The sequence below is a fragment of the Serratia marcescens genome (assembly GCF_001902635.1).
In the GTDB taxonomy this organism is placed as follows: Bacteria; Pseudomonadota; Gammaproteobacteria; order Enterobacterales; family Enterobacteriaceae; genus Serratia; species Serratia marcescens_F.
The window spans coordinates 43,307-55,581 of sequence record NZ_MJAO01000028.1 but is presented as its reverse complement, the minus strand read 5'-3'; the positions used below and the strand labels follow the sequence as shown (position 1 = coordinate 55,581).

The 12,275-nt window shown below is 47.9% G+C and carries 16 protein-coding genes; 3 read left to right on the top strand and 13 right to left on the bottom strand.

Translation table 11 applies throughout. The annotated features are described in order from the left end of the window. Together BHU62_RS21545 and radC are read right to left on the bottom strand one after the other, a co-directional pair. The coding region (locus BHU62_RS21545) for a DUF987 family protein (RefSeq protein WP_139282313.1) at positions 1–107 on the bottom strand (107 nt) is incomplete at its 3' end. A 13-nt stretch (positions 108–120) separates the two neighbouring features. Continuing rightward, positions 121–600 (bottom strand): RadC family protein, encoded by a 480-nt coding sequence (gene radC / locus BHU62_RS21540; RefSeq protein ID WP_073534479.1) that lies wholly within the window; start codon positions 598–600, stop codon positions 121–123. An 86-nt stretch (positions 601–686) separates the two neighbouring features. Here radC and BHU62_RS25095 point away from each other — a divergent pair, with 86 nt between their 5' ends. Continuing rightward, positions 687–1,445, top strand: a complete 759-nt coding sequence (locus tag BHU62_RS25095) for a hypothetical protein (RefSeq protein WP_073534478.1) — start codon at positions 687–689, stop codon at positions 1,443–1,445. On the opposite strand, the gene BHU62_RS21530 is transcribed toward BHU62_RS25095, so the two are convergent. The 10 genes from BHU62_RS21530 to BHU62_RS21480 all read right to left on the bottom strand — a co-directional run bounded on the left by BHU62_RS21530 (position 1,432) and on the right by BHU62_RS21480 (position 8,331). Next, on the bottom strand, positions 1,432–2,238 hold the full coding sequence (locus tag BHU62_RS21530) for a DNA-methyltransferase (protein ID WP_073534487.1): 807 nt from the start codon (positions 2,236–2,238) through the stop codon (positions 1,432–1,434). The two genes, BHU62_RS25095 and BHU62_RS21530, sit on opposite strands and share 14 nt — an antisense overlap. A 206-nt stretch (positions 2,239–2,444) precedes the next feature. After that, the gene (locus BHU62_RS21525) at positions 2,445–2,924 is read right to left on the bottom strand and encodes an antirestriction protein (RefSeq protein ID WP_073534477.1); all 480 of its coding nucleotides are present in this window, start codon (positions 2,922–2,924) and stop codon (positions 2,445–2,447) included. A 259-nt stretch (positions 2,925–3,183) separates the two neighbouring features. Then, complete coding sequence (locus tag BHU62_RS21515; RefSeq protein WP_073534476.1) at positions 3,184–4,002, bottom strand: DUF932 domain-containing protein; 819 nt, start codon at positions 4,000–4,002, stop codon at positions 3,184–3,186. 89 nt (positions 4,003–4,091) lie between these two features. Continuing rightward, the gene (locus BHU62_RS21510) at positions 4,092–4,625 is read right to left on the bottom strand and encodes a DUF4234 domain-containing protein (RefSeq protein ID WP_073534475.1); all 534 of its coding nucleotides are present in this window, start codon (positions 4,623–4,625) and stop codon (positions 4,092–4,094) included. Positions 4,626–4,686: 61 nt separating this feature from the next. Beyond that, a complete protein-coding gene (locus BHU62_RS21505; protein ID WP_236720701.1) occupies positions 4,687–5,043 on the bottom strand; it encodes a hypothetical protein in 357 nt (118 codons plus the stop codon). An 81-nt stretch (positions 5,044–5,124) separates the two neighbouring features. Beyond that, positions 5,125–5,436: a hypothetical protein gene (locus BHU62_RS21500; protein WP_073534473.1), complete on the bottom strand. Its 312-nt coding sequence runs from the start codon at positions 5,434–5,436 to the stop codon at positions 5,125–5,127. A gap of 12 nt (positions 5,437–5,448) precedes the next feature. Next, entirely contained in the window at positions 5,449–5,751 is a 303-nt protein-coding gene (locus BHU62_RS21495; RefSeq protein ID WP_078062097.1) for a hypothetical protein, read from the bottom strand. A gap of 18 nt (positions 5,752–5,769) precedes the next feature. Continuing rightward, positions 5,770–6,273, bottom strand: coding sequence for a hypothetical protein (locus BHU62_RS25460; RefSeq protein WP_236720700.1), 504 nt, complete (start codon positions 6,271–6,273; stop codon positions 5,770–5,772). Beyond that, a complete protein-coding gene (locus tag BHU62_RS21485) occupies positions 6,270–6,998 on the bottom strand; it encodes a helix-turn-helix transcriptional regulator (protein ID WP_073534472.1) in 729 nt (242 codons plus the stop codon). Before BHU62_RS21485 ends, BHU62_RS25460 begins: the two co-directional genes overlap by 4 nt. Before the next feature lie 448 nt (positions 6,999–7,446). Further along, positions 7,447–8,331: a GTPase family protein gene (locus BHU62_RS21480; protein ID WP_073534471.1), complete on the bottom strand. Its 885-nt coding sequence runs from the start codon at positions 8,329–8,331 to the stop codon at positions 7,447–7,449. A 558-nt stretch (positions 8,332–8,889) separates the two neighbouring features. Between BHU62_RS21480 and BHU62_RS21475 the strand changes: the two genes are divergently transcribed. Continuing rightward, positions 8,890–9,513 (top strand): inovirus Gp2 family protein, encoded by a 624-nt coding sequence (locus tag BHU62_RS21475; RefSeq protein WP_073534470.1) that lies wholly within the window; start codon positions 8,890–8,892, stop codon positions 9,511–9,513. A gap of 121 nt (positions 9,514–9,634) precedes the next feature. Next, complete coding sequence (locus BHU62_RS21470) at positions 9,635–9,844, top strand: helix-turn-helix transcriptional regulator (RefSeq protein ID WP_073534483.1); 210 nt, start codon at positions 9,635–9,637, stop codon at positions 9,842–9,844. Between the two features lie 616 nt (positions 9,845–10,460). Here the strand turns inward: BHU62_RS21470 and BHU62_RS21465 are convergent. Next, on the bottom strand, positions 10,461–12,050 hold the full coding sequence (locus tag BHU62_RS21465) for a YfjI family protein (protein WP_073534469.1): 1,590 nt from the start codon (positions 12,048–12,050) through the stop codon (positions 10,461–10,463). Between the last annotated feature and the right edge of the window lie 225 nt (positions 12,051–12,275).

Here is a 12,275-nt window from a genome sequence, read left to right as displayed (position 1 = left end):
AAGATACTGCCGGACCATGAGTATTTGCCGGTGCAGAAGCGAAATAACCGGGACTGTGGATGCTGGCGGTAAATCGCCATAGCCTGACGTTTGCTAATGATTTTCATTCCGGCGACCTCCCTACAGCCAGCCGCGTTCAGCGAGTGAGACAATCTCCATCCCGCCCACTATCAGGTGATCCAGCAGGCGAATGTCCACCAGATCCAGCGTCTGCTTAAGACGTTCTGTGATCCGTCTGTCCGCATCGCTGGGCTCTGCGTGCCCTGACGGGTGACAGTGCGCCACGAGCATGGCGGCAGCGTTATGTTTCAGTGCAGCCTTCACCACCTCCCGTGGATGGACCTGCGTATGATTGATGGTGCCGGTGAAGAGAGTTTCATGCGCAATCAGCCGGTGTTGGTTATCGAGGAAGAGCGCGGTAAATTCTTCGCGCTCCTGTGTGGCAAACTGCAGGCGTAACCAGTCCCGGACGGCATGGCTGGAAGTAAATGACGCCCCGGGTTCGCGTAGTTGACGTTCAAGGAGAGATAATGCCTGTCTGATAACCCGTTGTTCCTCTGACGACGGTGTTTGAGTCGAACTATCGTTATGTTTTTTCATTATATTCCTTTATTTTTAGTGGGTTTATTGTGGTAAATTATTAGGGGGCAGATTCTTGTTTGGATAAAGTTGGGAACAGATAAAAAATGGATACTGGTGAAATTTTGAAGCGGCAAATTGGTTCGTTGATCCAACCTCTTGATGACGGGTATCTGCAACTTCTTGTTGATATTGCGACAATTTTACAGACTGAAGTGGTAGTTACAGTTGATAACACACCTCCTTTTAATGATGACTTTGCTCATCATTTTGCGGGTTTATTGCTTGTACATCATGCTTTATCTTCCGAAGCATTCACGAAAGATAAATTTGAACATGCAATGGTTCGTGTTTTAAATCAATGTGGTTTTGAATCTTCTTTAGCTGTTAGAGGAAATCCTGGAAATGATATACAAGTTGATGGCCATCCTTGGTCACTAAAAACACAAGCAGATAAGCAGCTAAAGATGGATTCGCTCCATATTTCAAAATTCATGGAACTAGGTAAAGGAGAGTGGACTGCATCAATCGATTCTTTGCATGGATTGAGACAACGAATGTTTGACCATATGGAAAATTACGAAAGAATATTTTCTTTGCGTTTTAAAATAATTAAAGAAAATAATTATTATGAGTTGGTTGAAGTTCCGAAAAGTTTACTCCTCGAGTCGAGGATTGGTGTATTTACTTTATGCGAAAATAGCAGGCAAAATCCTATGCCTGGCTACTGCACTATTTACGATGAAAATGGTAGAGTAAAATTCAGTCTCTATTTTGATGGCGGCTCTGAGAGAAAATTGCAAATCAAGCACTTAGATAAGAAATTTTGCCATGTCAGAGCCACATGGACATTCAAACGGTCTTAATACGGCTCTTGGCTATCTGCGCATATTCTTCATTGAGCTCAATACCAATCCAATTTCTTCCAAGCTCTTCAGCTACTACACCTACGGTTCCTGATCCCAAAAAGGGATCTAGTACCGTATCACCTTTGGCACTTCCGGCAAGCATGCAAACTTTGACGAGTTCTGGTGGAAATACAGCAAAATGAGCACCTTTAAAACCTTTGGTATTAATATTCCAGACAGAACGTCTTCTCCTTGTTTTACCATCCGCACTAGGCTCCTGGACACTGTCAATATCATAAAAATATTTTTCTTGCTTGGAGAACATGAAAACGAATTCATGAACTCTGGTTGGGCGGTCTTTAACTGACTCAGGCTGTCCATTTGGCTTATGCCAGACAATATCAGTTCTCAGATACCAGCCATCATCCTGAAGTTTAAATGCTAGACGCCAGGGGACACCGATCAGATCTTTGGGCTTTAAGCCTGGGGGGGTCGGAGGGCGGTAATCCATTCCCCTTGCCGCATTTTTTTTATCGCTTTGACGCCAGGTTCTCCCTCCACTGGTGAAGCTGTCGCCAATATTTAACCAAAATGTACCATCATCAGTCAGAACCCGACGAACTTCCCTGAAGACCTCAACTAACTTATCAAGGAAGTCATTAAGGCTTACTTCAGCACCAATTTGCCCCTCAATACCATAATCCCTTAACCCCCAATACGGAGGGGATGTGATACAGCATTTAACTGATTTTTCAGGTAGTTGCTTTAGTTTGGTTAAAGCGTCCCCTATGAGAAGTATCCCATTAACCATTCCGTTTTCTTTGTCCTGAGAGCAATCCGCAATTTCATGTATTTCAAATAGATCTTGTGTGCTCTGGTTCATTTTTAAGTACTACTCTCAATTTAATAGTTGTTTGCTTTCACAGCACTGGTTCTACTCTTTGTGTAAAGAGTTGGTCTGTAAACTTGTCCAGCATTATGACATTGTGGCTGTCGAAATTCATGTGTTATAGCTGGCTAGTCGACGATGTACATGATGGCGCTGCATTCCGCGTGGTTGAGCGCCTGGTCACGCAGACGGTAGTAGTGCTCCGTCATGGCGTCGCATTCGGTGCGCATGGCGTGGTGGCTGTAAGCCATCAGACAGGCTGCTATGCCCGCGGCCTCTACGCTCATCTCTGCACTGTTGCCATTCATCGGATTGAACAGTGTCCATTTTTCATCGATATCCTCATTCGCTTCCGGGGCCATAAAAGCACCGCCGTTGTTCAGCGTATAAAAACGCCAGATTCCACCGCTGTAATCAGCGCAAAGACGATCCATCCAGGCGAAGATATGTGGCTCCAGGGTTATCCACTGTGGGATGGCACCAAAGTACTGCGGCCAGAAGCCGATGCGATGCGCATCGGGCACTGGCGTGCACACGATGCTGTCTGTATCTTGTGGTGATGCGAGTAATTTTGTCACCGTGCCAGTGAGTTTAAGAGCGTTGTTCATGTAATTTCCTTTGTTATTCAGATGGATTGTTGAAGCGAAGTGACGGACAGGGCTGCGCATAGCCATTCTCATCACAGCGTGACGGCCAGCTCCCCTCAGTGATGCTTAAGCTGCACAGGCTGCGTTCACCGGGGCGATAAAGAAGGTGAGAGCACCAGGCGCAGAGGTCGTCGTCAGAGATGGAGCGGCTGCAGGGATTGTTTTCCAGGGCGGTCGGATAAAGGGGGGGCCTGGTGGGCGTTCTCAGGCAGCGGTGGCATCAGCTCAGCGCCTGCTGCAGTTCTTGCGCCATTACCCAGAGGGCGCGATTGAGCTTAACGTCGCCATCTATGCCTCTAACCGCGCGGGTATGGCTGCGTTTACCTTTGGCGGTACGTCCTGGCAGACCCCCTTTCAGCAGGTTCTCCTGGCAACGATTGAAAACTGACCACAGGTCGTCATGACGGTCTTCATAGCGACGGGGCGTCAGTATCTGTGCTTCCGTTACCGGCTGGTACTCTTCCCCAAAGCGGTACGTCAGCGCGGCTCTGGCAAATGCCTGCTGTGCCGGTGGCGGGAGTAACAGCGACTGCATCGCATCCCGATTTTCTTCAACCCGGTCAAATATCCCCAGCACCTCATAAGCCCCTTCAATAACTTTCTCCACCACATTGCCTTTATGTGGCACGCGCACCTCACCAAAGGTTTCGCCACAGACAAGCCCGTTCTGGCAGACAAAGCGAAACAGCCCCGGCAGCATCTGGTATGAGCTGGAGCCGTCATGGCTGTTCAGCAGGATGATTTCGGGGACCTGTTTGCCGGTAATCTGGCCTTCACGCCTGAGGCGCAGCATGTGCTTTGTGTGGCCGCGTTTATTCAGGTTGCGCACGCGGGTCTGGCAGGCAAAGAACGGCTGGAACCCTTCCCGCTGCAGGTTATCCAGCAGGGTGATGGTCGGGATGTAGGTGTACCGCGCGCTGCGGGATTCATGTTTTTCTTCGCTGAAGACGCTGGGCACATAGTGCGCCAGTTCATCGCGGGTTAATGGACGGTCACGGCGTATCTGGTTTGTCCGCCCGAAGCGGCTTGCTAAGCGCATGGTAATTTCCTTTCTGTGAGACAAAAGAAAACGCCCCGCTCGGATGAGCAGGGCGTTGGTGGTGTCTAATACCTGTGTTGTGGCAGTCGTCAGGGCTGGTTCGTATGTTCTGCCACGGCCGAAACAGGTTCATTCGATGTTACGGTAGTGCCGTGAATAATCTGATGCTTCGCCAGCGCCTGCTGCATGTCATTGATGCAGTACGTGATGTAGAAGACGTTAAACAGCACGGTATAAAAGGCGTTCATCTTAAGGTCAAAGCGGAACGCGTTCAGCGCATAGTGACGCAGCGCCGTTCTGGCCTTAAAGGCCCAGACCACATACATAACGGCACTGGCCACTGAGAGCAGTCCGCTGACTGCAAGCAGGAGCTCGCCGGTTGAGTCATATCCGTACGGGTCAGGTGTTGCCATGGCACCCAGCTGACGACTGAGCCCGAAACAAACGGTGAGCCAGGTAATAAACAGATTGCCGTAAAGCGGGCAGCCCGTGGTTTCGCTGATGATATCCTGATTTTTGTAGAGCCAGAGCAGGGGCCAGACGCCGCAGGTGGCCATGCTGAGCAGGACAAAATGCAGCGTACGGGTATTCAGCCGCTGGCTGAGGGTATTGATGTCGGTCATGGGATAATTTCCTTATCAGAGAATGAATTCAAATATTGAGTGCAGAAAAAGCAGTAGCCCCTTACTGCCAGTTAAAGGTGTACGGTCCCTTGCTGGTCTGTACCGTCAGCTCCAGTGGACGACATTGGGTGAAGTTACTGTTACTCGGTGTGGTGAAAGAGAACGTCTGCCCGTAACCCAGACGTTTATTCATGTTCTTACCTCGGCCTGCGATGGAAATCAGGCAGTTGCCCCGGTTGAGTGTGAGCGACTGAATGGTGATGTCGTTTTCCAGACTGGTCAGGGTGAGCTGCCAGACGGGAAGATTCGGATTATTAATCAGATACGTTCCCTGTGAATTTACGGACAGAGGCGCATTATCGGCCAGGGCAGAGACGCTGGTGATGAGCAGCACGGCGGTCAGTAGATGTTTAAACATGAGGGTCTTTCCTTTCTGAAAGATATTTAAATTTATTGCCATTCTTGTATGGTATTGAGGTGAATTTATTCGCGTAAGACACTACATCAGCTGTTTGCCAACCATCATCAGACCGGCCAGCCAGCCGATACACTGAGGACCCGCAAGCCAGAACAGCCGGGCTTTTAACAGGCCGCCCATTCCGCCAGTGGTATAGATGCTGTCCGGCATCAGCCACTGGCGCAGGAACGCGCCGATGGTCATACCGGCACCGGGACCGAGCGTCATCCAGAACAGATACCCCATCCCCTGCCCGAAACTGCGGATTTCGCCCGTGTTACCGAACACGTTAAACAGGACGACCACAAGCGCGATGCCGAAGGCAATTGCGAAATATTTAATAACTAGCGGCATTCTGTTCAGTCCTTATTTTCTGCACTGCTGAGCGGCGCTCAGCATGTTGTCCATAAAACGCGGGGGTACATAGCCGTACTGCTGGTTCATTTTCTCCAGTTCCCCGTGGGTGTATTTCGTCTTCAGCTTATCCCAGGTACAGCCGCAAATAGCGGTGGTTCCGCCACCGGACTTACAAGCCCGGATAAACTCTCGTTCGTTCTTGTCACCGCAGCCGCTCAGGGCCAGCGCTGCCAGCAGCATGACGACCAGTAATATGCCCCGTGAAGCCATCGTCATTTTTAATTGCCTGTTAATCATTGTGTGAATATCCATTCGTTAAAACGCCTCTGCTCAGAGGCTGTCCGATTCCGCCACACCTTCTTCCGCAAGTGCGTGGCTGATGTTGTTCACCACCGTATTCGGATCGAGCTTTATTTCTGCCAATTGCTTCCCGCTTTCCGGGGTACCTTTGTAAACCTCCAGGGACGCGAACGGTTGACCTTCATCGTTCGTTCCGGCAGCTATCTGGTACGTGGTGTTGCCGTTGCGGACGGTGAACGTCTGGATGCTGATGACCTGATTGCTTTGGTAGGCGTAACTGGCGTCATGCGTCGGAATGGTAATGTCCATTTCCTTATGCTCTGCGCCCGTCTTCCCGAATGAATACGATACCGACGGAGTGATGATGCAAATCTCAACCTCCTTTTTGTGGTTAACGGTCTGCGCATAGAAGACGGGCTTACCGCAGCGCTGGTGGTGTGCCTGTATAAGTGCGTCGGGCGTAGCGGCATTTACGGCCGACAGCGATGCCAGCATCATTCCTGCGCCCAGCAGCAGGGCTGTACCGTGTTTCATGTTTTAACTCCTTTTGGTCTGGTCTGAGGTTCGGGAGAATGCTCCCGGAAGGTATGAATGACGTTGCTGATAAAGTGGAAATGCGGAAGGGCATTGATGAAATCCGCGTCTACAATGAGTGCGCTGGTTTCACTGCGCCGGTGAAAAGAGCGTTCAGACAAGGAGACCGACGTTACCTCCTCAACCCTGAATACCCGTATCGCACCATACTGACTGCCCACCAGATACCAGTCTGCATGTGAGAAAATCAGCCGGTAGGGCTCAAGGTGGTCGTGACGAATCCCCTTAACCAACAGGCTGACCAGACGGTGGTGGTAAATCCCTTCGGCAAGCCGCTGAAAGCAGTCCGGGAGGATCCCCGCGGGCTGCTGTACATGGCCTATCAGGCATGGAGATGTGCCATTTTCATCCATCAACAGCTGCATCAGCTGACGGCTCTGTGAGGGAATGAGGCGGGCTATTCCGGTGTTGCGGGCAAACGCCAGCGCACCAGGAGTATGATCGCGCATCGGGTTTGTTCGTAACCGCCAGCAGCCGTTATCGCCGGTGAGATCCAGATGCAGCAGACGCTGATGAAAATCTCGGCGAAGGGTGCGTTCAGATACGCCAAACTCGTCGGACAGCGCTTTCAGTGAAAGGGATTCACCGGCCAAAAGCCGGCTAATAATAACTGACAACCTGAGTGCCAGCCTGTCGTGTCGATGCGCAGGATCCGTGGCGCGCATATACCCTCCGTGAATGGAAAATACCGAGATAACTCATGCGGTTATTATGCAAGACGGGGTGGACAGGTTATGACCAGCGATGAGAGAGATCGACAGAAAAGATGAAATATTTTTCCCACAGTAATTGACTGAATTTACGCGGATAATTTCACATTTTTCAGCTGGTGAGCGGTAGGTGGTCATACCCTGTCATAAAGCCGGTCAGCAGGATACGTTGTCAGGGCGGAAGATGGCTGCAGTATCGCGTTTTATTAATCTCGCCCTCAGTAATCGCAGTAAGAGGCGAAACAGAATGATGAAAGCCCAACGGACGCTGTGGATCTCTTTCTCCGGCCAGCCTGCGCGCCGGCAATAATCCAGGATCCTGTTAACCACCCGTCTTCGGATATAGCGCAGCAGCATGCGTAACAGGGGCCATGTCAGTGTCCTGAGTATCATTTCCACCACCTCAAAAAAGTAAGTGCCACAGCGCAGAAGCGGCATTCACAATGCCGTCGCGGATCGTGCCCAGTGCTTCACGGACCGGCTTTGGCAGCGGAATGGCGTCCACTATCCGACCGAACAGCTCACCCAGCAGATCGCCAAAATCCTTTCTGGCGGTACTCTCTGCCTCCGTAGTCCGGTGCTCTTCCCTGACCTGACGAAAAACGCCGCTGCTGGCCTCCGGGGGCAGGGCAAATATCATGGTTTCGACCAGACGGGCCAGGTTGTAGCCGGTTTTGGCTGACACCGCATGCACAGGATAAGGACAGGAGAACTGCCGTGAGATGGCTGCGCTTCGGGCGGTCAGCGTCAGCAACTGGCCGGTGGAGGGCAGACACGCTTCCCTGTCCCATTCCAGCGACGGTTCCGCCTTGTCGGCCTGGTTGATGACGAAGACAATGCTGCCTGGTGAGACGCCACATTTGAGCAGAAACCGGTGGAAGGCTTCATCCGTGGCGCAGGCCCGGTCATCCGCTTTCATCACCCAGAGGATAAGATCCAGCGTCGGTAACTGCTCTTTATACAGCTGCCGGTATTCACGGTCATAGTCCAGAGATTCACCGGCACCGGGCAGATCGACCAGTGTCATGCGGCGCCCGCCGATATCGAGCGTGAAGCGAAGCGGTTCGCGGGTACAGCCCTGTATATCGCTGACCGGGCTGAGTGGCTGTTGAAAGAGGGCATTACAGAGCGAGGATTTTCCTGCACCAGTTTTACCCATGATACCAATCACCGGTTCGTAATGAATGTGCTGGCGGATGCGGTTCAGTATGGTGCGGGAGAGTGTTTCGGGCAGGAGAGACAGCTGTTGCTTCAGGGCATCAAGCCCCTGTTCAGTTTTATCGGACACATTAACCTCCGTGAGTGAAATAACAAAACGGCAGCATTTCTGCTGCCGTTCTCACATTGGTAATATAGGTCTAAAATTTTTTTGAATGTAATTTTTGAGGGACGTGAGTTGTTCCTGTTAAGAGGACCGTTTGGGGGAATACAGAGCAGGTGTAACAGACCAGTTTTTAGCTGACTATTATATGTGAAACGAGTGCTAACTTGAGAGTAAAAACAAACAATTATCTGATGTAAAAACACGGAGTTAAAGTGTTTTCTTCTTCTATTGTATTTTTCTATAAATATACGTCAATACTTGTCGGGTTGGTAATATATTAATATGGATACACTTGTTAGTGTTTGCATGAGTATATTAATAAGCGTATTAGGTATGTGTAATATCAGATGGTTCACTAGCTCAATGGACATACTCAATCTATAAGACGATGCCTGATGTCACATCAATAACACCCATTCGAATTCTCTCATATCCCTGATATTAATCTACCTGTCAGAAAGTAATTTATTACTGTCTGTGTATATCCTATTGAACAAACTCACTCACATAAGGTCATTACCCATGAATATTAACAGCTACGGTACACTGAATAAGAATTACGTTAAACGTATTCAGGAAACTATCACTAAAGCCCTGAATGAATATCCCCGCGTAATGGTCCTGAGGGTAGATCTTCGTTTACCTGAGATTGAAACAGGCTCCTATAAGAACGACTCAGGTATAGTCACCCGTTTCGTTGTTTCCCTAAAAGCACAGATTGAAGCTGACTTACTGAAAAAACAACATGCAGGTAAACGAGTTCATCCATGCCGTGTTCGACATATCTGGGCAAGGGAGTTTAACGAGCTTGGTAAGAAACATTATCACGTGGCCTTACTCTTTAATCGCGAAGCGTATGCTTATCCAGGAAGTTATACCCACACGAATGGGGAATATACCCATAATCTGGCCATGATGATTATGGAGGCCTGGGTAAGGGCGCTGGGGTTGAATACCGTGGCTAACCATCAGCAGTATTATCCTCTGGTGGAGTTTCCGGCTAATTGCTACTACCACCTGAGTAAAAAACACAATGACTATATGGCTCAGTTATCCAATGCCACTGACAGGCTTAACTATCTTGCCAAGGACTACAGCAAAGACAATTCAGATGGTCAACGTAACTTTGGCTGCAGTCAGTACTGATGACGTAATAGGTATTTTTCTACTGGCGAAGGGAATGTTATGACGGAGTACCAGATTAACGATAAATCTATCGCTACTGGTGTTCCTGTCTTTCATTCCCTTAAGACAGAGAGATATCGTCATGACAGATACAACCCAAAGCCTGCTCAGTGATAAGATGGTCGACATGGCATTCATTACGGAATATACCGGGTGCAGTGATAAATGGTTTTACAAGTTAATACAGGATGGTTTGTTCCCAAAGCCGATTAAACTGGGGCGTAGTTCGCGCTGGCTTAAAAGTGAGGTTGAGGGCTGGGTTCAGAAACGTATTGCCGAGTCCCGTGCATAATGCATCCTGATGTGCGCATTGTATAATTAACTTCCCCATAAACTCTCGTGTGAATTTTAAATATTTAAGTAACTCTGTTTGTTATCAGGGTTGTTAAGGTTTTATAGAAAGGTATACGCTAATTATTCTTGTGTATTTATAATGAGAGCCTGTGCGAATGTTTTATATTCACCTTGCAGGTTCTCGGTTACAGCTTTTTTGAATAAACTAAACTGAATTTCGAGAATAAACGACGGAGGGTGTTAACTCAGCGATGATAGTGAGTTAAATAATCACTGGTCCAATACTGCAGATAAAAAGCACTTAACTCACCAGTGGTTTTTTGTGAGTCATGATAACAATTCCATAACAATTTGGCATGGTATAACAGTCACTTAAGCCAACGTTGACGTAATGTGTTGCGGTTTACCATTGTGTAAATTCTGTGCATGTGGTGTACCTTATCTTCCTAATGGTGCAGCTAAAGTTGCTAAAGGAGTGAATTTTAGCAACTTTGGCAGGCTGTAATGAAAAAACTCTCCTTCCTTGGCTGGCTTCCGGTCATCAGCAGAATCTCACCGGACGAATGGACTCCACATACGACACCAATGTTTTTTGAACATTGTAGCAACAATCACTACCATTGCAGCCTAGTGGAATCATAACCACTTAGCGGTGTGGTGGCATTATTTTTGTATTCAACCGCAATGAAGTTTGCGAAGAATGGGTTGTTTGCACAAATATAACCATTCATATTCGTACCGGCCATGGCAATATAAATGGCACGTTGTGGTGGGTAGCATATTGTGACAATCAGACCGAGCTGAATGAGTTGGTTGAGTGCAGGTGTTAAACGTTCAATTCTTCTGAGTCTGGAGGGACCATGTGTCTCCAGTTCATTCTTTAAGAACGGCTGCCAGGGATTAAGTCTTACATTAGTCACTTGCCCTGTTTGAAAATTAGTGACTTTCATGACACCTGTCGGATTAGCAAAGCGATTTTTTATCCAGTCGTACAACAGGTATACGTCCTGCTGAAGTTGATACTGCGCACTTAGTTTATAAAAATACCTGGCTGCCTGATTAAGGTGCCACTCAGTAACCGTAAATGCGTTCTTTAAATATTGTTCTGATATATCACTTTCAGAATAACAATCAAAAATTGCGGCCATGCGTATTGCCTGACTGCCTGCTTTAGACACGAATTCCGGGATGTGCTCCCAGCACTGGTTTTGGGATATATTCAATTGATACTGGCTTACTTTCCCTTCAAATAATTTTTTAGCATCCTCAGTTAATGTTAGTGTCTTTTTAGATTTGCTGGTGTCGTAAAAATGTTCCTTTTGCTCTTTCAAAAATTTATTTAAATGAGTGAATAGGTTGCCCAGTGCTTGTCTTGAATTATCCTGGTTCAGGCTTATTCTTCTTTGGCCTATAGTGCTTACTGTTTCTGTAAATAAAAAACGGGCAAGGAATCCGCTAGATACAGCTTTTTTTCCATGTCTTTCCAGATACTCTTCAAATACTTCAGGCTGAACCATAAGAAGAAATGTCAGATATGCGTTAAGACGGACAGTGCCTTCTTTTTTACGTGAGAGCGAAAGAGGTTCGTTTTTCCATATTTTATTGAGTAATCCGAGGTTGTTTTTTAACTGGCCGGTAAAGAAGGTAATAGCTTCATCTGCAAATACACCTGCGTAGGGGTATTCACTGAGTCCCTGAATGATACCTTCTGGCGTTGCATCTTCATAAAACATTTCAAACGCTCTGGGTTTTTTCGGTTCAGCAGCCTGATGCTCGCGCAGAAGAAGTTCTTCAACCTCATCCTCCCCACCATTCTTTACTGCTTTCTGATAATTACGATTTAATGCTTTTTCTTTTGATGACCAGATAGCATGGTCTTTTTTGTAGACATCAAGTAAATCTTCATATTCCTCGTGCATCTCAGAAGCAAATTCATCGAAGGGGGTCATGAGCAATTCACGGAGGGGACTTTTCCCCTCACCGGATTTTGCGAGCGTCAGAAAATAAAGAGAGCAGGGCTCTGGCTTTTTATTTCCGAAGGGAGAGGCCACGTCCATAAGAGGTTGCAGGGACAGAGATAATGCTGCCAGAACTGTGCTGCCAATCATTTCTATGGGAATAAGGGTGTCTTCATGTAACGCATTAATCACATCACGTAAAACCGAAGGAAAAGCTTCTACCGGGTAGTTGTTCAGGTTACTCATTGTAATCACTCAATTTACTGTATCAGGAACATACGCATCAGGATAAAGCAAAGCGGTAAGCAAAACGAGTGCGGAAAAACTCCGGTTGAACTTCCATTAACCGGTAGCCGGTGAACATTCCTCTTCAGATGCTTGATTGATTTTTAATCAAAATTGGAGCGGGTGGGGTAGCATCAGACCGGTTTTTGTGCAAGGTACATGCTTGTTTTCATTTCTTCCTACTGC

Coding starts and splice junctions, on each gene's coding strand:
- BHU62_RS21500 (WP_073534473.1), bottom strand. CDS start 5,436: ATGCCGCTAGTTATTAAATATTTCGCAATTGCCTTCGGCATCGCGCTT.
- BHU62_RS21470 (WP_073534483.1), top strand. CDS start 9,635: ATGACAGATACAACCCAAAGCCTGCTCAGTGATAAGATGGTCGACATG.
- BHU62_RS25460 (WP_236720700.1), bottom strand. CDS start 6,273: ATGAAACACGGTACAGCCCTGCTGCTGGGCGCAGGAATGATGCTGGCA.
- BHU62_RS21515 (WP_073534476.1), bottom strand. CDS start 4,002: ATGCGCTTAGCAAGCCGCTTCGGGCGGACAAACCAGATACGCCGTGAC.
- BHU62_RS25095 (WP_073534478.1), top strand. CDS start 687: ATGGATACTGGTGAAATTTTGAAGCGGCAAATTGGTTCGTTGATCCAA.
- BHU62_RS21495 (WP_078062097.1), bottom strand. CDS start 5,751: ATGGATATTCACACAATGATTAACAGGCAATTAAAAATGACGATGGCT.
- BHU62_RS21525 (WP_073534477.1), bottom strand. CDS start 2,924: ATGAACAACGCTCTTAAACTCACTGGCACGGTGACAAAATTACTCGCA.
- BHU62_RS21505 (WP_236720701.1), bottom strand. CDS start 5,043: ATGTTTAAACATCTACTGACCGCCGTGCTGCTCATCACCAGCGTCTCT.
- BHU62_RS21465 (WP_073534469.1), bottom strand. CDS start 12,050: ATGAGTAACCTGAACAACTACCCGGTAGAAGCTTTTCCTTCGGTTTTA.
- BHU62_RS21475 (WP_073534470.1), top strand. CDS start 8,890: ATGAATATTAACAGCTACGGTACACTGAATAAGAATTACGTTAAACGT.
- BHU62_RS21485 (WP_073534472.1), bottom strand. CDS start 6,998: ATGCGCGCCACGGATCCTGCGCATCGACACGACAGGCTGGCACTCAGG.
- radC (WP_073534479.1), bottom strand. CDS start 600: ATGAAAAAACATAACGATAGTTCGACTCAAACACCGTCGTCAGAGGAA.
- BHU62_RS21510 (WP_073534475.1), bottom strand. CDS start 4,625: ATGACCGACATCAATACCCTCAGCCAGCGGCTGAATACCCGTACGCTG.
- BHU62_RS21530 (WP_073534487.1), bottom strand. CDS start 2,238: ATGGTTAATGGGATACTTCTCATAGGGGACGCTTTAACCAAACTAAAG.